Here is a 19,517-nt window from a genome sequence, read left to right as displayed (position 1 = left end):
CTGAATGCGGTTCAGATAGCCGTAGATGTAGGTCTTCAGGAGAATCGCGGGATGCTAAGCAGACCGGCCAGTTCTGCCGGTATGACGCCTTCAAAACCCCGTTTGACCAGATAGACTTCGTCGACAAAGACGTCGACTGCGCTCACCGGATTGGTATCGCTGACGTAGTCGTCGGTATTCACCTTGGATAAAGCGCTTCATGGGCGGTTCCTGCGATGAAATCCTCAGAAATAATGGCAAGTATTCGCGAAGGCCTTTTTACACACTCTGGGCCGATAGCAGGCCTTCACAAAAGTGCGCTTTAGAAAGCGATCTTCAACCTTCGTCCAGTGCTCTTTGGTCTGCGCCTGCTTGTGCAGCAGTCGTTGCGGCTTGCGATGAATCAAGAAGGGGGAAGCGATATTGTCCTGGCAGCGGGTAATGACGGTCTGCAGTTCGTCAGTCACCTTGAAACGAATCCACGCTGTATCACTGGCTTTGGCTGTCTTCTTTTGTACCAGGTACAAGAACCCATCCGAACGCCATCAAAGCGCATGTCCAGGATGTCGGAGCGCCGCTGAGAGTGATCAGTGCCAAGTCGATGGCGTTGCGCAGCCAGGGTGGTGCCACCTCCCTGACCGCCTTCAGGCCTTCCACGGTATGGCGTTTTCGTTGCTTCTTCTCGATACGGTTGATGGTGCTCGATGCGGGGTTGTCCGGACACAAGCCCTTCGACGCGGCATGATTGAAAATGTCCACCAGCAGAGCGCGACTCTGATTGGCGCTCCTTGGGGTCAAGGAAACCGCCCACCAAACCGAACGCACAAATCTGGCCAATCTCAACTCCGCGCAAATTCTGGCGGAGCAGGGCAAGCACTTCGCCCTGGAGCAGTGGCTGGCAGCCAGCGACCAAGCCCATTACCTAGCCCTTACCGATGAGAAAACGAAGCAGGCACGTCTGCGTGATCGCCTTGCTACTGTTGACCTGCGGTGTGGTTCATGGCGCCCATAGAGCCCGACTTGACCCAGTGCATGCTCAACGAGTTATCGGAATTACCGGTGAAGGCGATCATGGACTGATCGCTCTGCAGGCTTGTCAGGCTTACATTTAAGAGGTCTCAGGCACTAAGTCAAACATTGGGAATAAACCGTAGATTCGTATAATCCGCTCATTCAAGGATGACATTGCGCGTGTAACGAGGATTAGTGTTTAAGAAACTGTTTATCTATGCGCAAAGGTACCGGTTGTGGCTAGTTGAAAGTGTATGGCCAGTGGAGCTTTATAAGCTAGTTATAGCTGATAAAATTAGTTGCTTGTAACCGCTTAAAAAGCATGGATGCTAGTTGGATTAATAACGAGGAGTTCAGCCCGCCGCGTTGAAGTTTCGATTGAATTCAACCACCTCATTATGAGAAGGGTTTTTGGCGAATAAGGTCAGGATTTGTGTGTTGTACGCCTCGCGTTTCTGAGCTGCGGCACCCTTCACGGCGGCATTTAACGCGGGAGTCATTTCATCTGCGGTGTAGTCGCAGCAGTACGCTGGTGTGCAGGGTTGCTGGCGCCATGAGGCCTCGAGACGGCCACCGTCAACTGGATCAAATCCAACGGCATCGACAAGTTGCATTACGAGGCGCTTATGGTTTGCGTCGTCACCGGCAACAGCGACTCCCAGGCGGTTTTCCGCATCTTTTGGCTTACTAAGATGCTCCAGCGAATACGCCAGAATGTTATTGAATGCCTTGATCACCGGTCGACCAAGCTGCTCGCTAACCCAGATGCTCTCTGTCTGACCATTTTCCAAAGCGTCGATGCACTCGTCTCTCAAACCTGGGTAGTAGTTGCTCGTGTCGACCACTGGAGTCGAGGATGACAACACAGCCAGCAGGTTCTTGGGAAGAGCTGTCATGGCCGGTAGGGGGATGGCAAGAATCACCGCATCGGCGCCGTCGAAGACATCTTTCAAGTCGCAAGGAGCGGCCCCTACTTCCGCGGAAAAAGCCCTTACTGCCTCTTTTCCCCGAGAGTTGGCCACACTGACTTCGTGACCAGCGCTTACAAGCTTGCGGGCTAGGGTTGAGCCGATAGATCCAATACCAACGATTGCGATTTTCATAACGCCTCCAGGGATTCAAAGTCTGCATACGTTATGATTTATGCTGTAGTAGTCGCAAGAACCAACGTTTTTGTCTGTAACCCACCAAAAGGTAAGTATTGATGGAGCGCAAGTGGGAGTGTGACAACCCTTTACGGCGACAGGCTTGGTCGGCCGCAATCAACGCTACGCTTCGTGTTTTGGAGGGTAAGTGGAAAATTGTGATTATCAATGAGCTGATGGCCGCTAAAGGCCGGCCGCTTCGGTTCTCTGAATTGGAAAGGCTCATTCCGGATGTTACGCAGAAAATGCTCATTCAGCAGTTGAAAGGGCTTCAGCAAGACGACATTATTCTGCGCACCGTATACCCGCAGGTGCCTCCGCGGGTGGAGTACGCGCTGACAACGTTGGGCCATGCACTCGGCCCGGCCATGACAGCCCTCATCGACTGGGCTGAGCTTCGTCACCAGCACGAAGTCAATGGCATGGACCCACGTGGGGTTAGCGACGATGGACGTGTTGAGCGCTGATACGACCCGTTCGATGACTCAAGCGTCAGCCCGTTCTCATCCCGAACTGCGGTGGTTCCAGAAAGTTCGATTTATGACTATGTACTCTAAAGGTCACAATTTGTAAGTCCTCGACAGGGTGAGTAAGCTATCCCCATGAAGCAGCCATCAATATCTTCGCCCAGCTCCCGTGGCCCGGCCGATCACGACATTCGCGATCAAATTGTTGCGGCGGCCAACCAGCACTTCAGCCAATACGGCTACGGTAAAACTACGGTTTCCGACCTGGCCAAGGCCATCGGTTTCTCCAAGGCTTACATCTACAAATTTTTTGATTCCAAGCAGGCGATTGGTGAAGCCATCTGCTCAAATTGCCTGGCAGAAATCGTCGCGGCTGTGGAACACGCTATCAATGTAGAGAACCTGTCGCCGACGGAGCGCTTTCGACGCTTGGTCAAAACTGTGATCGCCACAGGCGTGAATCTGTTCTTCAACGACCGAAAACTCTATGACATAGCAGCGTTTGCAGCGTCTGAAAGCTGGCCGAGTTCACAGGCCTATGACGCACGTATCAAACACTTCGTGTTGCAAATCGTGCGGGAAGGGCGAGAGATCGGCGAGTTTGAACGCAAGACTCCGCTGGACGAGACAGTTGAAGCGATACATCTCGCCCTGCGACCATTCGTCAACCCCTTGCTACTGCAGTACAACCTCGATTTCGTCGAGGAGGCTCCCACGCTCACCTGCAACCTGATCTTGCGCAGCCTGATGCCTTGATCTTCGGCTGAAGGTTCACTGCATACCCGGGTAAGCGACAGCTCATCAGCCGGCTTTTCACTGAGCCCTTCTCTATCAGTAGGAGGGTATTTTATTTGTTTGTTTTGTGACCATTGACTGATTTGGTCACTTGAATGAATATGGGTGTTCACCGCTTCTAATGCTTCATCTCAGTGATACCCATAGAGTTCAAACAATGAAAAAAATAGCGCTCAAGACCCCATTTGGCATTGCTGTTGTGCTCGCATCTTCAAGCGCTTTTGCAAGCGGCTTCGCGCTCAACGAACAAAGCATCAGTGGAATGGGGGCTGGGTTTGCCGGTCGCTCTTCCGCCGCTGAAGACGCGAGTACGGTCTTCGGTAATCCGGCGGGCATGTCTCGTTTGAAAAGAGAGCAGGTCAGCGTGGGAGCAGCGACTCTGTTCGCCAAGTCCGACATCAGCCACACCCGGAGTACATTCGGCGGCCAGGAAGACGGCGACATGGTGCCCACCACTACCGTACCGATGGGGTATTACGTCAAACCCATCGATGAGCATTGGGCGTTCGGTGTGGGTTTTTATGTGCCTTTTGGTCTGATGACTGACTATGGCAGCGGTTTCGCCGGGCGCTACTACGCCAACAAAAGCGAGGTCACGACCCTCACGTTCCAGCCCACCATCAGCTTTGCCTTCAACGATAAAGTATCGATTGGGTTCGGTCCGACCATCAATCACATCAGTGGTGAGCTGACGGGTATGGTGCTCAATCCGCTTAGCCCCGGTCGTAATGACGGAAAACTCAAAAGCACGGGTGACGACACTGCGCTTGGTTTCAACGCCGGTATCTTGGTGCAGGCTACGGACCGAACCCGCCTGGGTATGACCTACCACTCCAAGGTCAGTTATCAACTGGATGCCAAGACCAAGGTCACTGACGGCATCTTTAGCGTGTTGGGGGTTAGCGGCCGCAGTTATGACGCTTCGCTGGAAGTGGATACCCCGGAGTCAGTGGATTTCTCGGTGACTCATCAGCTCAATAATGACTGGACCCTCTACATGGGGAGCACCTGGACTCGCTGGAGTCGCTTTAAAGACTTAACCATCGAGAACACCGGTTTACCCCCAGCGTTGAGCGGCTCGCTGGGCACGATTACCGAAGAGCAAAATTGGCACGATACGTGGGCACACGCTATCGGCGCGGCGTACGCGCTGAATAAAGAGTGGGTGCTTCGCGCAGGCTTTTCGGTGGATCAGTCACCCACCAATAACTCCCATCGTGGACCGCGCATTCCTACGGGTGACAGGAAGGTCATCAGCTTCGGTGCTGGCTGGACTCCGGCGGACAATCTCACGATCGATGTGGCCTATTCCTACTTGTGGGAGGAGAGCGTACAGGTCAACGACACTTCGCCGACCAAAGGAGCCTACAGTGCACACTACAAGAACAGTGCGAGCGGGCTTGGTACCTCTGTGAGTTACCGTTTCTAGTTGAGTGCTGTTATCGGCATTTAAATATGCCCTTTACGCCTGGCTCGCATCGTTTGTGCAAAGAAGCGAGTCATGGCGTTCAGTCTGCGCGCTACCAGAATCAGCGATCTTCCTATCGACTCGTCACCGTGACATCCCATGGTTGCCAGCCACCTCCGAGTGACTTGAATAGCGCAACCGCCGCGAGTGCCGATTCTGTTCGCGCTTGCGCCCGAGCATCGGAGGCCTGGAGCATCGTCTCATCCGCGTGCAGGACATCGATCAGGCTGGCCGTGCCCTTCTGATAGGCAATGAACGACGATACTCGAGCCTGACTTAGAGAGGCTTCGCCTCCGGTGAGGGTGGTTGCTTGAGTTTGCCGATTTACCAGTGAAGAAAGTGCGTTCTCGACATCCTCGGTGGCGCGCAACACAGACTGACGGTAAGCGGCCAGATTTTCGGCTTCCTGCCCCTTGGCTTGGTCGATTTGTGCGTTTATGCGACCGAAGTCGAAGAGCCTCCAGCGCAGTCCCAGCAAGCCTGCCGATTGGCTGGCGCCACCGGTAAATAGATGGCCTGCGGACACCGACGTAGCACTGCCCAGCAATGCACCAAGGGAGAACTTTGGGTAGTACTCAGCAATAGCTTCCCCGATGCGTGCGTTTGCGGCTGCAAGACGACGCTCAGCCACAATGAGGTCTGGCCTGCGGCGCAGCAAATCGGCCGGCGTTCCCATTGTCTGCAACTGAGGCGCGACAGGAATGTGTGCCGCCGTTGCAAGTTGCGAGCGATGAGTGCCTGGCGGCGTGCCGAGCATGACATCCAGTGCATTCATGGCGGCCTCCAGCCCGGCCTGCAGGACCGGCACGGTCGCCTGGACCTGTGACAGCGCACCCTCGGTCTGATGAACCTGATAGGTAGCATTGAGTCCCTTGGCGTGGAGCAACAGGACTTTTTCTAGCAACGCCTGCTGCGTGTTGACTTGCCGACTCGCAATGTCCAGCCGGGCCTGCAATCCGCGGACAGTGATGTAGGCGTCCGCGGTCTGTGCAGCGATGGCCAGTCGCGTGGCCGCGACGCCAGCCCGGGACGCCTGGTACTCGGCCAGAGCGGCCTCGCGTCCGCGTCGCAGGCCGCCAAAGACATCGGCCTCCCAGCTGGCATTGAGGTTGACCTCGTAGGCGTTTGCGTACCGATCATAGCCAGGTGTTGAATTGAGCACCTGGCCCAGTGGGGTCTCGAGTGATTGGTAGGCGCGCGCGGCTTGGCCGTTGACATTCCCCGAGGGCAGTAAGGCGGCATTGGCGGCGCCTAGTCCGGCCCGCGCCTGCGTGACTCGCGCCGACGCCTGCGCCAGGTCCAGATTTTGCTCAAGAGCCTTGGAGATGAGCGCGGTCAGTAAGGGGTCACCAAAGCCTTCCCACCAAGCGACAAGATCAGTCGGCGTCGCTCCAGGGCACTGTTCGAGGCAAGCATGGCCCACGTAACGATTCGAAAGCGGAGCGTCTGGACGATGGTAATCCGGACCGACCGCGCAACCTGCCATTACGCCGGCGCTGACCAAAAGTGCAATTGGACGAAGGGGAGGCATTGAGGTTCCTTAAGCAGAGGATGATATGTGACCATATTACTTATTGGTCACAATCTGTCAATTAACGCATCCCGAGGGTAGTGGGAGATATCCCGGGATCTTCAGTAATATTGGCGGTTACCATTAATTCTCATAGGTCCTGCCGAACGTGACCGTTGACACATATGGTCACTAGACTGAGAATATGTCACTCGTCATATCTATAAATAAGGGAACCTATGCGCCGGCTTCGACCTTTCCCCTTTGCCGTTTTCTTGTTGCCTCTCGTCCTGACAGCGTGCGGTGATTCATCCACTGCTGAAGATCCGCGCACGTTGGCCCCTGTGGTGAGGTCCGTTGCTGTTCAGGCTTCGTCCGACACCTCACGTTCATTCACGGGTGTAGTGGCTGCCCGTGTCCAGGGCGACCTGGGGTTTCGGGTATCAGGCAAGGTACTTGAGCGTCTGGTTGACACCGGTCAGACCGTTAAACGTGGTCAGCCACTTATGCGCCTCGACCCAATCGATCTGGGCTTGCAGGCGCGTGCACAACAAGAGTCGGTCATGGCTGCTCGGGCTCGAGCCAAGCAGACAGCAGATGATGAAGCTCGATATCGTGATCTGGTCGGCGCAGGCGCTATTTCTGCATCGGCTTACGACCAGATCAAAGCTGCAGCGGATTCTGCAAAGGCGCAACTCAGCGCCGCTGAAGCGCAGTCTGATGTGGCCCGCAATGCCTCTGGTTATGCGGTGCTGTCTGCCGATTCCGATGGCGTTGTGGTGGAGACCCTCGCCGAGCCCGGGCAGGTTGTCAGCCCCGGGCAGCCCGTGCTTCGTCTGGCGCGGGCCGGCCAGCGCGAAGCCATCGTGCATCTGCCCGAGACATTGCGCCCCGCAGCCGGCTCCACTGCGCAAGCGACGCTTTATGGCAACATCACGGGGGCTGTTACCGCGAAGTTAAGGCTGCTGTCCGACTCGGCTGACCGTATGACCCGCACCTTTGAGGCGCGGTATGTGCTTGAGGGGGCGCTGGCCAATGCACCAATAGGTTCGACCGTTACTCTTCGAATCGCTGAAGGCGCCGCGCAAGGGCAAACGATGCAAGTGCCGATCGCAGCCGTTTATGACCCTGGCAAAGGCACTGGCCTGTGGGTGATCGCCGGTACACCTGCGAAGGTGGTCTGGAGACCTGTTCAGGTCTTGGGCTTGAGCGACGACTTTGCGCTCGTCGCGGGTGATCTAAAGGTGGGCGAGCAGATCGTGGCGCTGGGCGCACATCTGTTGCGCGAGGGTGACGAGGTGAGGTTGCCTCAACTGGATGACACCACCGCCGGGGGGAGTCGTCCATGAGCGAGGGGCGCTTTAATCTATCCGCGCTTGCCGTTCGCGAGCGCTCAATCACCGTATTCCTGATCTTTCTGATCGCCGTTGCAGGCACTCTGTCGTTCTTCCAGCTGGGGCGCGCAGAAGATCCTCCGTTTACGGTCAAGCAGATGACGGTCATTACCGCCTGGCCGGGCGCAACTGCGCAGGAAATGCAGGATCAGGTAGCTGAGCCACTGGAAAAACGCCTGCAAGAATTGAAGTGGTACGACCGCACGGAAACCTACACCCGCCCTGGTCTCGCCTTCACGATGCTGTCACTGCTCGATAGCACGCCACCCGCGCAGGTGCAGGAGGAGTTCTATCAGGCGCGCAAAAAGCTCGACGATGAAGCCCGAAAGTTACCATCAGGTGTCATCGGGCCAATGGTCAACGACGAGTTTTCGGATGTGACATTTGCTCTTTTCGCCCTCAAAGCCAAGGGCGAACCGCAGCGGTTGCTGGTGCGTGATGCTGAGTTGTTGCGCCAGCGCCTTTTACATGTGCCGGGGGTGAAGAAGGTCAACATTATCGGGGAGCAACCCGAACGTATCTTTGTCTCCTTTGCCCATGATCGGCTGGCCACCTTGGGCGTGTCTCCTCAGGATATCTTTGCTGCCCTCAATAGCCAGAACGTGCTCACGCCTGCCGGTTCGATCGATACCGCAGGGCCGCAGGTTTTCCTCAGGCTGGAGGGCGCCTTCGATACGTTACAGAAAATTCGGGACACGCCCATTACGGCTCAGGGGCGTACGCTCAAGCTCTCTGACGTGGCGACCATCGAGCGCGGTTATGAAGACCCCGCAACCTTTCTCGTGCGTAACAATGGTGAAGACGCGCTGTTGTTGGGGATCGTGATGCGTGAGGGCTGGAATGGCCTTGAACTCGGCAAGGCACTGGACGCCGAAACGCTCAAGATCAACCAAGGCATGCCCTTGGGCATGACGCTCTCCAAGGTCACCGACCAATCTGTAAATATTGATTCGGCCGTGGGCGAGTTCATGATCAAGTTCTTCGTTGCGCTGCTCGTGGTCATGCTCGTGTGCTTCCTCAGCATGGGCTGGCGCGTGGGCTTTGTGGTCGCAGCGGCTGTTCCGTTGACGCTGGCCGTGGTGTTTGTGGTGATGGCTGCCACTGGCAAGAGCTTTGACCGTATTACCCTAGGCTCGCTGATTCTGGCGCTTGGGCTGCTGGTCGATGACGCCATTATTGCCATTGAAATGATGGTGGTGAAGATGGAGGAGGGCTACGATCGCATCAAAGCGTGCGCCTATGCTTGGAGTCATACGGCCGCTCCGATGCTGTCCGGTACGCTGGTGACGGCTATCGGTTTTATGCCCAACGGCTTCGCGCAATCAACCGCGGGCGAGTACACCAGCAACATGTTCTGGATCGTAGGCATTGCCCTGATTGCCTCCTGGGTGGTCGCGGTAGTCTTTACCCCGTACCTGGGGGTAAAGCTGCTGCCGGATATCAAGAAGGTCGAGGGTGGTCACGGGGCAATCTACAACACCCCTAACTACAATCGTTTTCGCCAGCTTTTGACGCATGTTATCGCGCGTAAATGGCTGGTGGCCGGGGCTGTTATCGTTTCTTTTGTCGTGGCTGTCCTGGGTATGGGCGTGGTCAAAAAGCAGTTTTTCCCAACTTCGGACCGTCCCGACGTATTGATTGAAGTGCAAATGCCGTATGGAACCGCCATTGAACAGACCCGCGCGACTACCAGCTCTATAGAGGCCTGGCTGCAAAAGCAGGATGAGGCAAAAATCGTTACGTCCTACATCGGCCAGGGTGCGCCGCGTTTTTATCTGGCGATGGCGCCGGAACTCCCTGATCCGTCGTTCGCGAAGATTGTAGTGCTTACCGACAGCCAAGAGCAGCGCGAGGCCCTCAAGTTCCGCCTCAGAGCGGCTGCCGCTGAGGGGCTCGCCCCGCAAGCGCGTATCAGGGTGACTCAACTGGTGTTTGGCCCGTACTCGCCATTTCCGGTTGCCTACCGGGTCATGGGGCCTGCCCCCTCAAAACTGCGTGAGATAGCGGGGCAGGTGCAGGACGTGTTGCAGTCGAGCCCGATGATGAGGACCGTCAACACAGACTGGGGCCCGCTGACCCCGACGCTGCATTTCACTCTCGATCAGGATCGCCTGGAGGCGGTGGGGCTGACGTCCAGTTCAGTGGCGCAGCAACTGCAATTTTTGCTGAGCGGAGTGCCCATCACCGCGGTTCGCGAGGACATACGTTCGGTACAGGTGGTCGGGCGGGCAGCGGGTGATATCCGCCTCGATCCCGCAAAAATTGAAGGCTTTACGCTGGTGGGGGCTGCAGGCCAGCGTCTACCGTTGTCTCAGGTAGGCAAAGTCGATGTGCGAATGGAGGACCCGATCCTGCGGCGTCGTGATCGCACGCCGACCATCACCGTGCGAGGTGACATCGCCGAAGGTCTGCAGCCACCTGATGTATCGAGTGTGATCATCAAGGCATTGCAGCCGGTCATCGATCAGTTGCCTGACGGATACCGGATCGAGCAGGCGGGGGCAATCGAGGAGTCGGGCAAGGCGGGCAAGGCGATGTTGCCACTCTTCCCGATCATGATTGCCTTGACGCTGCTGATCATCATTGTGCAGGTCCGGTCGATTTCGGCGATGGTCATGGTGTTCCTTACCTCGCCACTTGGGTTGATTGGCGTGGTGCCGACCCTGCTGATCTTCCAGCAGCCATTTGGCATCAATGCCCTGGTCGGCCTGATCGCACTTTCAGGCATTTTGATGCGCAATACGCTGATTCTGATTGGGCAAATCCATCACAACACGCAACAAGGGCTGGATCCGTTTCACGCAGTGGTCGAGGCCACGGTACAGCGAGCCCGTCCGGTACTGCTGACGGCGCTGGCGGCAATACTGGCGTTTATCCCCCTGACGCACTCTGTTTTCTGGGGGACGCTGGCCTACACACTGATCGGGGGAACGTTCATGGGGACTATCATCACCTTGGTGTTCCTGCCAGCGATGTACTCCATCTGGTTCAAGATCCGCCCTGAGGCTTCAGGCAAAACGCCCACCGTCCTCTCGCCGTAGAGGTTTGATCCTAGGCATTAGCGCGCTGCTTTTTACCAGCGTCGACTGAAAAACAAAGAGGTTTCAATGATTAATCTCGAAGCTCAAAAGCGAATCGTAGTGACAGGCGTCGGAATAGTCGGGCCTCTGGGATGCGGAGCAGAAGAAGTCTGGAGCAGGTTGCTGTCTGGCCGTTCCGGCATCCGTAACTTGCCAGGCGATATCACCGAGGGTACGGGCGTTACCGCAGGAGGTCCGGTGCCGTCTCTGGAGGAGGATGCCATCGCAGGCTACGATCCGGAGCGAATCATTTCGGCCAAGGACCGCAAGAAGATGGACCGCTTTATCGAGTTTGCACTGGTGGCCGCCCACGAAGCACTGGAACAGGCAGGTTGGCAGCCCACAACGGCCGTGGAGCAGGAACGGACGGCAATGATCATTGCATCGGGCGTCGGGGGGTTTGGCGTGATTGCCGATGCTGTACGAACCACCGATACACGCGGCCCCCGTCGATTGTCGCCGTTCACTGCACCGTCTTTTCTAGCCAACATGGCGGCAGGGCACATATCCATCAACTACGGCTTCAAAGGGCCGCTCGGCGCTCCTGTAACCGCCTGTGCGGCCGGGGTGCAGGCCATCGGCGATGCGGCACGAATCATCCGAAGTGGTGAGGCAGACATCGCCCTCTGCGGGGGCACCGAAGCTGCAATCGACCGAGTGACACTGGGCTGCTTTGCGGCGGCCCGCGCGCTGTCTACAGGTTTTGCCGAGCACCCGCAGCAGGCTTCACGCCCTTTTGATCGTGATCGCGACGGCTTCGTTATGTCCGAAGGTGCGGGGTTGCTGGTGATCGAGACACTGGAGCACGCCCTTGCGCGCGGTGCCAAGCCCCTGGCGGAGCTGGTCGGCTATGGCACCAGCGCCGATGCTTATCACCTGACGGCAGGCCCAGCGGACGGCGGTGGTGCACGACGCGCCATGGAGCAGGCGTTGCGCCAGGCTGCTGTGAGCCCTGCCCAGGTGCAGCATATCAATGCGCATGCCACCTCCACACCGGTCGGTGACAGGGGGGAGCTGGCAGCCATCCGCTCGTTGTTCGGGACTGACTCCAGCGTGGCGATCAGCGCGACCAAATCCGCCACCGGGCATCTTCTGGGAGCGGCTGGAGGTATTGAAGCGATCTTCACCGTTCTGGCACTTCGAGACCAGGTCGCGCCACCCACACTGAATCTGACTCATCCCGATGAGTTGGCCGACGGGCTCAATCTGGTCGGTCCTACTAAACGAGAGATGTTAATTACTCATGCACTTTCAAATGGTTTTGGGTTCGGTGGAGTTAACGCCAGCGTGCTGTTCCGTCGCTGGGAGCCTGAGCATTGAGAATAGATGTTGGTTTCAGAACCAATTATTTAGCATCAAGGCCGCAGTTTTCCAGCAGATAGCCACTTCATTGTGCAAGTAGGGAGGTGAAGCTGCGCAAAACCTACCTGGTAGGTCACGGTTTGTCGTTTGCTAGCGCCCCGTTGGATTTCTGCCTAAAGCTCCTGCCAGTCATAATGTGCAGATGATCAAGAGTCTCCAAGCATCCAGATGTTTGGAGACTACAAGGATGCGCAACTAACGGAGTAGTCAAACGATGATTTTGGTTGTTGAGGGGATCAGTGCCAGCGGGAAAACCACCTGGTGCGCCAAGCATGGAGGGCAGCATGTTATTGCTGAAAACGGTCGTTTTGAAAACGAACCGGATCGGATAAAGGATTCATTTGGAGCTGCAAGTTTTTGGGCAGAGCGAAACGTGGATCGCTGGCAAACGGCGCTGGCCATGGAAGATATTTCTTCGTGGGCTATGTGTGACAGTGACCCTCTCAAACTCCACTACATTTGGTGTCTTTGGCAGATCGGCGAGGCGAGCGAACACGACTGGCAAATAGAGTTGGAAGCCACAAGAGAAACGATCGCACAAGGGCGTATTGGTTTTGCTGACTGTTACATTGTTGGCCGCATAGATCCGATGCTCGCGCGAGAACGAGCCAAAGCAGACACTACCCGCCGACGGAGCAAGTTCGAACTTCATGTGCGCCTCCAACAGGCTTTGCTAGCCTGGTACGCATCTATGGACGAAGTGCTTCCCGGCAGAGTGCGATTTGGGTTTCCTTCCAAAATGCCCGCTGTAGAAAAGCTTGAGGGAAGATATTCGGTTACGTCCTTTGATCAAATGATCGCATTGCTCCCCAGAAAATAGTCAGCGCTTCTGCAGATAGGGATGTGAGAGGTTGATGCATAGAGTGTGATTTGACGTGAGTGTAATGAACAGGGGTGTTAGGCAGCCTCTTACATTCTTGTTGCACGTCAGCTTCTGGCCCAGGGTGTGTAAAAACGCATATGGATTCGCGGTGACGGTTACGCCCCCGGTGTGAAGACAGCTGCATCTACCAGCATCTCCACTAACGCCTCTGGCCATACCGTTTCTCCAGTAGATCTAAGCGCAAGAGCGGACCACCAGTGATGATCTGCCATGACCTGAGTCTCGTGTAAGGTCCATTCGGAGCTAGAGATAATCTGGCTGTCCACGTGCACAACGAAATACTGCTCAACGGCGAATACCGTCTCGCCGCTGGGCAGGAGCATTGAAAACCTCCGATCTGCCACAGGCCCTACAACAGTGTTGACTTGAATACCGGTCTCCTCACGCAGTTCACGTATTGCAGCGGCGTGGAATGTTTCTCCGTCCTCAAGACCACCGCCAGGGGTGGCCCAGTAATTTTTACCGGCTAAAGCTCCATCTTTATGGAGAAACTTGAAAAGCAGGACATCTCGAGAGGGGCTTATAACTAGTAATCGTGCTGCCTTTCGCTCACGCATTTGACGTATATCGCTCCTGAAGTTTTGTGAGGTGGATTGCAGCCCTGATTAGTTGGAGGTCACCCACATGGCTCTTGGGTTTCTGTGCCTGCCTCTCAACTCAACAATCATCGATTTTTTGAAATCATTCCATTCATGTATTGATTTAAATCGCGTAGATCTTTAATCCCCCATGAGTACGGCGATAGCTTTACACCATTCTCTCGCAACGTTTTTGGAATCAAGTCTCCATTTGGGCGAAGTATTATCGATGATACAATCACGCCCGGATAATCATTTAATCGTTTTTTGAAAGCAGAAGTTGTTAGATCAGGTGTAGCCGGATTGCTTTTATTAGCCAATGGCCCTGTTGCTTTGAGATCTAATCCGTGGCACATGGAGCATCGCTGTAAATAGAGATTTTTCCCATTAACATTATCCGCGAAGGACAGTGGTGTTTGAATTAGCGACAAGATTCCTAGCGTAGCGATGAATGATATTTTCATTGTTTTTATCCTCCTTGATGGATCAGCGTCGATTGGACCCGATTTAGTGCGCGGGGAAGATATCAGCCTTCGTATCTGCACTCACAGTCATTTCTGATGCCCATTGAATCAACTCGTTTTCCAGGCGCATTCCAGTGACCGCTTCCGGCCCAGAGTGTGTGAAAACGTCAGAGGGCTTCTCGTTCAAGGCGTCTGCTCGACTGAATGTGGTTGAAATAGCCGTAGATATAGAGCTTCAGCAAGATTGCGGGGTGGTAAGCAGGTCGACCAGTATCGGCTGGAATAACGCCTTCAAAACCCAAATTGACCAGGTCGAGTTCGTCGGCGCCATCGTTATTGCGCGGTGGGCATGGACCTTGATGGGGGCCACCGCAGGTGTGCTGCTGGATCAGACTGATGCGCACGTTGCCGAGGAAATTCGTGAACTGGTTGAGACTCCGGGGGATGCCACCATTACGGACTTGCACGTCTGGCAGATTGGGCCGCAAGCCCATGCGGCTATCGTCAGCGTCCTTGGTGAGGGCACTGCGAACGCCGACAGCATTCGTGAACGTCTTAAGCCGGTGCCATCTCACGGTCGAGTTTCGAACGGCCTGATTCTGCTCTCCGTGACCGAGCGCGATAGTACACTGGTGGCAATTTACTGTTAGATGGAGTATTTATTTTGCTCCGGCACCGGGTCGGCTCAAGGAGCAGAATAATGAACAGGCAAGCCTATTTTTTGGAGGCCGAACGTCTTTCTGACGATTTTGCAGATAAGGTCAAGGCCGTCGACGACTACATGAAAACCGCACCCGACCTTGCAGACGACGAAGCCTACAAGAAGCTTTGTGACCTGCAGAGTAAGGCAAGTGCTGCAGCTGGGCGCTGGTCTTCACACTGTGAAAATAATCGTAGCCATATTCGATCCGTTTAATGGTCGCGACAGATCCGCATCGATTATCGTAGCCAAGCCAACTCAAGTTTCCGCGACACGTTTTCAGATTTCACGAAGTCGTGTTGCGCAGGAGTTATAAATGGTGAAGAGCCGCCTGGGCCAAGGCCGTGCAGGTGATGAATGATCAACATTACTGTTTCGCCTTACTCATCGATGCCATCCCAGGTCATCAACTCACCTCTGGCGCTAGATGGCTCATGAACGTCAGATTTTCAATAGCGTACATATACTCAGAGAATCTCGGATCTCCATCGTTGAACGCCTTTGCCACTTTTTGTGCGTTCTCAAGGCTGTCCCACATTGCCAGGTCCGCGAATATTCGGTCGTCGCTCGTAGGGCAGTAGGCTCGGTACTCGAGCAAACCCGCAAAGCTCTTTAACGTTTCGCGAAGCCCTGCGCGGAGCACTGGTATTTGTTCAATGCATTCTTGTTTGACCTTGAAAATGGCTAATTCGAGTACATGAGATGAGCGCTGCATAGGGACGGCCTTCTGTGTGTTGAGGAGTCCTGATTATCAGTGGCTCATACTGACAGCGTTGTGTCAGTAGTGGTGATCGCTTTCCACTGGCTTGCCTGGTGCTTCATATACGCTTGTAGATCAAGGGCCGGGTTGTTGGGAGATGGTTGTTGAGTAATAGCAATGGAGGCTATGCGATCGACCCGAAAATCACGATATGCCGCTCTGGTACTACACCAGCTTCCAACGGTCCACTTTCCTCCCCAATAGAACAGTCCAAGGGGGGATATGAGGCGCTGCGAAACCGAACCGTCCAAGCGGGTATACGTTATTTTCAGCGCCTGAGTGTTTTCGATGGCATTTCGCAGGGTTGCCAGATGGGCACGTGTCGAAGAAGACGTTGTTCCGAGTGCCCTGATTTTTGCAGCGCAGGGATCAACCGTGTGAAGGGCACTGGACGCCGAGATTTTGCTCAACAACATGCGTGCTGCAGCGCTTAGATCGTTATCGGCGCAAGCTGAGAGCATTTCCATCCCTAGCATCAACGCATCCAGTTCGAGTCTGTTCAACGTTAAAGGTGGCATCTCAAAATCGGCATCCAAGGCATATCCCACTCCTGCGGTGCCATAGATTGGGATCCCACTGAAAGAAAGGTCGTCGATGTATCGATAGATTGAGCGAACGGAAACACCAATTCGACTAGCCAGCCGTTCAGCAGAGATTGGCTGATGAACACGAATCAGATTTACCAACTGAAACAATCGATCAGCTTTACGCACCTGATGTGCTCGACCGAGAGTCCTTTGCAAACTGAATGGCTGCGTTAATCGCCGCTCTGGCTTGGGGGCTGTTTTTCCAGCAAGTCGATCCCACTGCTGCCGATGCCTGAGCCAGGATGTCAGTGGTGTTGGCTTCGCTGAGCACCGCGAGCGAGTCAATGCCCATCTGCTCAAGGCGAGCGATAACGGTCGGTCCGACGCCCTTCAAGGCTAGCAAGGCATTATGTTCCGTCAATGGAAATGGCATCCGTAAACTCCTGTTCTCGGGTAATGAGGTCGCCTGATTTTGCCTTACGGGAGAGGGCATCTCAACTCGCTTCGGATCGCACGCGGGGTGGCCCGGCACATGCGGGCATGTCGGGAGCAACTGTTCGATATAGCTCAAAGCTAGGGTGTTATTCCATTAAATCAGTACAAATAGGATTTATAGTACGTTTTAATCTATTCGTATGACTTTGAAATGATTGGAGTATTGGTCTTTGAAAACAATAGCGCTCTTACCCTTTGGCCTGGCTTTGCTCGCAACCTGTGCCACCGCTTTTGCTGGGCCCACCCTGGATCGTGTGACTAAAAAAGGGGAGATGACAGGGGTTCTGATGGAGAGCTATCCGCCATTTTCATTTCTCAACGATCAGAACCAACTGGACGGGTTTGACGTTGATGTCGCCAAGGCCGTAGCGCAACGACTAGGGGTAAAGCTCAAGCTGGAAACACCGTCCTGGGATGTGATTGCTGCTGGCCGCTGGAGTGGGCGTTATGACATCTGCGTCTGCTCAATGACCCCAAGCAAGGCGCGTGCTGAGGTGTTCGATTTCCCGGTCGAGTATTACCAGTCGCCAGCGGTCATCGTGGTCAACGCCAAAGACAACGCTATCGTCGAAGGCAAGGATTTATCAGGGAAGAAAGTCGGTGTGATCAGCGCATCGACCTATGAAGCTTATTTGAACAAGGACCTGGTGATTGAGGGCGCAGAAGACAAGCCTTTGAAATATCCGTTCGATACCGTGCAGATTGCCCCCTACGACAATGAAACCGTGGCGTTCCAGGACCTGGCATTGGGCAGTGGAGTGCGTCTGGATGCCATGGTCACCAATCTCATCACGGCCCGTGAACGCATTGCCCAGGATCCCCGCTTCAAGATTACCGGCGACACGTTGTATGCAGAGCCCAATGTGGTAGCGATTGAAAAGGGCGACCCGCAGTGGAGCGCCAAGGTGACTGAAGCCATTACTCAACTTAAAGCCGACGGCACACTGAGCAAGATTTCGCAGAAGTGGATCGGTGCCGATATCAGCCAATGACAGCCCACAATCCACACCCCGCCAAGACGAATTTAATTGCCAAGACCGAGCCGCGTAATTTGAGCCTACGGTTCGGTTTTCGCACTCGGCTCTATCTCACGTGGGCAGTTTTACTCGGTTTGTGCGTCATGTTTTTCATGAGCTTCGACCTGAAGTTATCGATCATTCTGGATAAATTGCCGAACCTGGTGGGCTGGCATCTGGGCCCCAACGGTTTCTTGCAAGGCGCAGCGCTGACGTTATTTCTGTGTTTCTGCTCAATCTGGTTGTCATTGCTGCTCGGTTTTGTGACCGCGCTCGCACGTCTGTCGCGCAGTGCCGTGGCCTTTGGGATCGCGAGCTTCTACGCGTCTTTTTTTCGCGGCACTCCGTTGCTGATCCAGATCCTGCTGATCTACCTGGGCCTGCCCCAGATCGGTGTTGTCCCAGGTGCAATCAGCGCGGGCATCATTGCCTTGTCGCTGAATTACGGCGCTTACCTCAGCGAGATTTTCCGCGCCGGGATCATGGCGGTAGCCCCCGGTCAGCGTGAAGCTGCGATGGCTTTGGGGCTTTCGCCGACAGCGACTTTTCTGCACATCATCCTGCCCCAGGCGATGCGCACGATTATTCCGCCGACAACCAGTCAGTTCATTTCAATGCTCAAGGACTCCTCCCTGATTTCGGTCATGGGCGTCTGGGAAGTGATGTTCCTGGCGCAGTCGTATGGGCGTTCGTCTTATCGCTATATCGAAATGCTCACGACCGCAGCGGTTATCTATTGGCTGATGTCGATTGGTCTGGAGTTGCTCCAGAACCGCCTCGAGCGCCATTACGGCAAAGGGTTCGTAAATCAGCGGTAAGCCGATCCCTTCACCAGCAAGCCAGTGACTGCGGTGAATGGATATTCAAAAGGTGACGCGCTCTGGATGTTGGATCATTTTTTGGCGCTTGCACTTATTAATCAGCTACACGTCTCAAACTTAGAGAAGTGACATGAAGGAACGATCAATGGTTATTCTTGATGGTGGTATGGGGCGGGAGTTGCAACGTTGTGGCGCACCTTTCAGGCAACCCGAGTGGTCGGCTCTTGCATTGAGCGAAGCGCCGCAAGTGGTAGTTGCCGTGCATGCAGCGTTTATCGAATCCGGTGCTCAAGTTATTACCAGCAACAGTTATGCAGTTGTTCCCTTTCATATTGGGGAAGAGCGATTTGCTAACGAGGGATTAAAACTGGCCTCGATCGCAGGTCAACTGGCACGCACAGCTGCTGACGCAAGCGCCCACCCGGTCAAGGTAGCGGGTTCTCTTCCGCCGTTGTTCGGCTCCTATCGGCCTGACCTGTTCCAGCCGGAGCGCGTGGCAGAGGTTCTTACGCCTCTGCTTCAAGGCTTGGGAGCGCACGTGGATCTGTGGTTGGCAGAGACTCAAAGTTCGCTTGCCGAAGTGCAGGCGATCCATGCTCATTTGCCATCTGACGGTAAACCGTTCTGGGTATCCTTCACGCTTCAAGATGAAGACGTCGACGGTGTGCCTCGCTTGCGGTCCGGTGAGACCGTGGCTGAGGCAATCGAAGTTGGCGCAAAAATGGGCGTGGCTGCGCTGTTGTTCAACTGTAGCCAGCCGGAGGTGATCGGTGCTGCAGTGGATGTGGCGCAATCGATTATCAAGCGTTTGGGCGCTGATATCGCGATTGGTGTCTACGCCAATGCCTTCCCGCCGCAACCGAAAGAGGCGACGGCCAATGACGGCCTGGATGAACTGCGTGAAGACCTAGATCCTTTGGGTTACCTGCAGTGGGCCAAGGATTGGCAACAAAGAGGAGCCAGTATGATTGGCGGATGCTGTGGGATCGGCCCGGAGCATATTGCCGAGCTTAAACGCAGCCTGACATGATCCAGAAACACTCGCGCACAGAGTGAGAGTCA

General features: G+C 55.1%; 17 protein-coding genes and 5 pseudogenes. 13 read left to right on the top strand and 9 right to left on the bottom strand.

Going from position 1 to position 19,517, the window contains the following annotated elements; genetic code table 11:
- Together N7D90_RS14800 and N7D90_RS14795 are read right to left on the bottom strand one after the other, a co-directional pair.
- A pseudogene (locus N7D90_RS14800) lies at window positions 1-201 on the bottom strand (IS5/IS1182 family transposase); the annotation flags it as partial.
- Window positions 202-272: 71 nt separating this feature from the next.
- Window positions 273-780, bottom strand: a pseudogene (locus N7D90_RS14795) (integrase); the annotation flags it as partial.
- On the opposite strand from N7D90_RS14795, the pseudogene N7D90_RS14790 reads away from it, so the two are divergent.
- A pseudogene (locus N7D90_RS14790) lies at window positions 758-1,091 on the top strand (hypothetical protein). The pseudogenes N7D90_RS14795 and N7D90_RS14790 sit on opposite strands and share 23 nt — an antisense overlap.
- 252 nt (window positions 1,092-1,343) lie before the next feature.
- Here the strand turns inward: N7D90_RS14790 and N7D90_RS14785 are convergent.
- A complete protein-coding gene (locus tag N7D90_RS14785) occupies window positions 1,344-2,093 on the bottom strand; it encodes an NADPH-dependent F420 reductase (protein WP_261738726.1) in 750 nt (249 codons plus the stop codon).
- 101 nt (window positions 2,094-2,194) lie between these two features.
- Between N7D90_RS14785 and N7D90_RS14780 the strand changes: the two genes are divergently transcribed.
- The 3 genes from N7D90_RS14780 (at window position 2,195) to N7D90_RS14770 (ending at window position 4,826) form a co-directional block, all read left to right on the top strand.
- Window positions 2,195-2,602, top strand: a complete 408-nt coding sequence (locus N7D90_RS14780) for a winged helix-turn-helix transcriptional regulator (protein ID WP_261738725.1) — start codon at window positions 2,195-2,197, stop codon at window positions 2,600-2,602.
- A gap of 135 nt (window positions 2,603-2,737) precedes the next feature.
- Window positions 2,738-3,358 (top strand): TetR/AcrR family transcriptional regulator, encoded by a 621-nt coding sequence (locus N7D90_RS14775; protein ID WP_261738724.1) that lies wholly within the window; start codon window positions 2,738-2,740, stop codon window positions 3,356-3,358.
- Window positions 3,359-3,554: 196 nt separating this feature from the next.
- Window positions 3,555-4,826 carry an OmpP1/FadL family transporter gene (locus N7D90_RS14770; RefSeq protein WP_261738723.1) on the top strand — a complete coding sequence of 424 codons (1,272 nt, stop codon included), beginning with the start codon at window positions 3,555-3,557 and terminating at the stop codon, window positions 4,824-4,826.
- A gap of 112 nt (window positions 4,827-4,938) precedes the next feature.
- On the opposite strand, the gene N7D90_RS14765 is transcribed toward N7D90_RS14770, so the two are convergent.
- Window positions 4,939-6,396 carry an efflux transporter outer membrane subunit gene (locus tag N7D90_RS14765; protein WP_261738722.1) on the bottom strand — a complete coding sequence of 486 codons (1,458 nt, stop codon included), beginning with the start codon at window positions 6,394-6,396 and terminating at the stop codon, window positions 4,939-4,941.
- 218 nt (window positions 6,397-6,614) lie between these two features.
- Here N7D90_RS14765 and N7D90_RS14760 point away from each other — a divergent pair, with 218 nt between their 5' ends.
- The 4 genes from N7D90_RS14760 (at window position 6,615) to N7D90_RS14745 (ending at window position 13,031) form a co-directional block, all read left to right on the top strand.
- Window positions 6,615-7,724, top strand: coding sequence for an efflux RND transporter periplasmic adaptor subunit (locus N7D90_RS14760; protein WP_261738721.1), 1,110 nt, complete (start codon window positions 6,615-6,617; stop codon window positions 7,722-7,724).
- Complete coding sequence (locus N7D90_RS14755; protein ID WP_261738720.1) at window positions 7,721-10,810, top strand: efflux RND transporter permease subunit; 3,090 nt, start codon at window positions 7,721-7,723, stop codon at window positions 10,808-10,810. Before N7D90_RS14760 ends, N7D90_RS14755 begins: the two co-directional genes overlap by 4 nt.
- A 66-nt stretch (window positions 10,811-10,876) precedes the next feature.
- Window positions 10,877-12,169, top strand: a complete 1,293-nt coding sequence (gene fabF / locus N7D90_RS14750; RefSeq protein ID WP_261738719.1) for a beta-ketoacyl-ACP synthase II — start codon at window positions 10,877-10,879, stop codon at window positions 12,167-12,169.
- Between the two features lie 256 nt (window positions 12,170-12,425).
- Complete coding sequence (locus N7D90_RS14745; RefSeq protein ID WP_261738718.1) at window positions 12,426-13,031, top strand: hypothetical protein; 606 nt, start codon at window positions 12,426-12,428, stop codon at window positions 13,029-13,031.
- Window positions 13,032-13,189: 158 nt separating this feature from the next.
- Here the strand turns inward: N7D90_RS14745 and N7D90_RS14740 are convergent, their stop codons facing one another.
- The 3 genes and pseudogenes from N7D90_RS14740 to N7D90_RS14730 all read right to left on the bottom strand — a co-directional run.
- The gene (locus tag N7D90_RS14740; protein WP_261738717.1) at window positions 13,190-13,651 is read right to left on the bottom strand and encodes an NUDIX hydrolase; all 462 of its coding nucleotides are present in this window, start codon (window positions 13,649-13,651) and stop codon (window positions 13,190-13,192) included.
- A 107-nt stretch (window positions 13,652-13,758) separates the two neighbouring features.
- Window positions 13,759-14,136 (bottom strand): cytochrome c, encoded by a 378-nt coding sequence (locus N7D90_RS14735; protein ID WP_261738716.1) that lies wholly within the window; start codon window positions 14,134-14,136, stop codon window positions 13,759-13,761.
- Window positions 14,137-14,309: 173 nt separating this feature from the next.
- A pseudogene (locus N7D90_RS14730) lies at window positions 14,310-14,525 on the bottom strand (transposase); the annotation flags it as partial.
- Here N7D90_RS14730 and N7D90_RS14725 point away from each other — a divergent pair.
- Together N7D90_RS14725 and N7D90_RS14720 are read left to right on the top strand one after the other, a co-directional pair.
- Window positions 14,457-14,733: pseudogene (locus tag N7D90_RS14725) on the top strand (cation transporter); the annotation flags it as partial. The pseudogenes N7D90_RS14730 and N7D90_RS14725 overlap by 69 nt on opposite strands.
- A gap of 103 nt (window positions 14,734-14,836) precedes the next feature.
- Complete coding sequence (locus N7D90_RS14720) at window positions 14,837-15,052, top strand: hypothetical protein (RefSeq protein ID WP_261738715.1); 216 nt, start codon at window positions 14,837-14,839, stop codon at window positions 15,050-15,052.
- A 543-nt stretch (window positions 15,053-15,595) separates the two neighbouring features.
- Here the strand turns inward: N7D90_RS14720 and N7D90_RS14715 are convergent.
- Window positions 15,596-16,309: a helix-turn-helix transcriptional regulator gene (locus N7D90_RS14715; protein ID WP_261738714.1), complete on the bottom strand. Its 714-nt coding sequence runs from the start codon at window positions 16,307-16,309 to the stop codon at window positions 15,596-15,598.
- The gene (locus N7D90_RS14710; protein WP_261738713.1) at window positions 16,302-16,556 is read right to left on the bottom strand and encodes a helix-hairpin-helix domain-containing protein; all 255 of its coding nucleotides are present in this window, start codon (window positions 16,554-16,556) and stop codon (window positions 16,302-16,304) included. Before N7D90_RS14710 ends, N7D90_RS14715 begins: the two co-directional genes overlap by 8 nt.
- 232 nt (window positions 16,557-16,788) lie before the next feature.
- Here N7D90_RS14710 and N7D90_RS14705 point away from each other — a divergent pair, with 232 nt between their 5' ends.
- The 3 genes from N7D90_RS14705 to N7D90_RS14695 all read left to right on the top strand — a co-directional run bounded on the left by N7D90_RS14705 (window position 16,789) and on the right by N7D90_RS14695 (window position 19,485).
- Window positions 16,789-17,610 (top strand): ABC transporter substrate-binding protein, encoded by an 822-nt coding sequence (locus N7D90_RS14705; RefSeq protein WP_395246766.1) that lies wholly within the window; start codon window positions 16,789-16,791, stop codon window positions 17,608-17,610.
- The gene (locus tag N7D90_RS14700; protein ID WP_261738711.1) at window positions 17,607-18,452 is read left to right on the top strand and encodes an amino acid ABC transporter permease; all 846 of its coding nucleotides are present in this window, start codon (window positions 17,607-17,609) and stop codon (window positions 18,450-18,452) included. The genes N7D90_RS14705 and N7D90_RS14700 overlap by 4 nt, the downstream gene beginning before the upstream one ends.
- Window positions 18,453-18,600: 148 nt before the next feature.
- The gene (locus N7D90_RS14695) at window positions 18,601-19,485 is read left to right on the top strand and encodes a homocysteine S-methyltransferase family protein (protein WP_261738710.1); all 885 of its coding nucleotides are present in this window, start codon (window positions 18,601-18,603) and stop codon (window positions 19,483-19,485) included.
- Window positions 19,486-19,517 lie beyond the last annotated feature (32 nt).

Source organism: Pseudomonas fragi, assembly GCF_025426255.1.
In the GTDB taxonomy this organism is placed as follows: Bacteria; Pseudomonadota; Gammaproteobacteria; order Pseudomonadales; family Pseudomonadaceae; genus Aquipseudomonas; species Aquipseudomonas kulmbachensis.
The sequence above is the reverse complement of the archived record's forward strand: the minus strand, read 5'-3'. Positions and strand labels throughout refer to the sequence as shown.

Bases quoted from the DNA above. Each gene is read 5' to 3' on its own strand.
- N7D90_RS14785 (WP_261738726.1), bottom strand. From the start codon at position 2,093: ATGAAAATCGCAATCGTTGGTATTGGATCTATCGGCTCAACCCTAGCC.
- N7D90_RS14780 (WP_261738725.1), top strand. From the start codon at position 2,195: ATGGAGCGCAAGTGGGAGTGTGACAACCCTTTACGGCGACAGGCTTGG.
- N7D90_RS14775 (WP_261738724.1), top strand. From the start codon at position 2,738: ATGAAGCAGCCATCAATATCTTCGCCCAGCTCCCGTGGCCCGGCCGAT.
- N7D90_RS14770 (WP_261738723.1), top strand. From the start codon at position 3,555: ATGAAAAAAATAGCGCTCAAGACCCCATTTGGCATTGCTGTTGTGCTC.
- N7D90_RS14765 (WP_261738722.1), bottom strand. From the start codon at position 6,396: ATGCCTCCCCTTCGTCCAATTGCACTTTTGGTCAGCGCCGGCGTAATG.
- N7D90_RS14760 (WP_261738721.1), top strand. From the start codon at position 6,615: ATGCGCCGGCTTCGACCTTTCCCCTTTGCCGTTTTCTTGTTGCCTCTC.
- N7D90_RS14755 (WP_261738720.1), top strand. From the start codon at position 7,721: ATGAGCGAGGGGCGCTTTAATCTATCCGCGCTTGCCGTTCGCGAGCGC.
- fabF (WP_261738719.1), top strand. From the start codon at position 10,877: ATGATTAATCTCGAAGCTCAAAAGCGAATCGTAGTGACAGGCGTCGGA.
- N7D90_RS14745 (WP_261738718.1), top strand. From the start codon at position 12,426: ATGATTTTGGTTGTTGAGGGGATCAGTGCCAGCGGGAAAACCACCTGG.
- N7D90_RS14740 (WP_261738717.1), bottom strand. From the start codon at position 13,651: ATGCGTGAGCGAAAGGCAGCACGATTACTAGTTATAAGCCCCTCTCGA.
- N7D90_RS14735 (WP_261738716.1), bottom strand. From the start codon at position 14,136: ATGAAAATATCATTCATCGCTACGCTAGGAATCTTGTCGCTAATTCAA.
- N7D90_RS14720 (WP_261738715.1), top strand. From the start codon at position 14,837: ATGAACAGGCAAGCCTATTTTTTGGAGGCCGAACGTCTTTCTGACGAT.
- N7D90_RS14710 (WP_261738713.1), bottom strand. From the start codon at position 16,556: ATGCCATTTCCATTGACGGAACATAATGCCTTGCTAGCCTTGAAGGGC.
- N7D90_RS14700 (WP_261738711.1), top strand. From the start codon at position 17,607: ATGACAGCCCACAATCCACACCCCGCCAAGACGAATTTAATTGCCAAG.
- N7D90_RS14695 (WP_261738710.1), top strand. From the start codon at position 18,601: ATGGTTATTCTTGATGGTGGTATGGGGCGGGAGTTGCAACGTTGTGGC.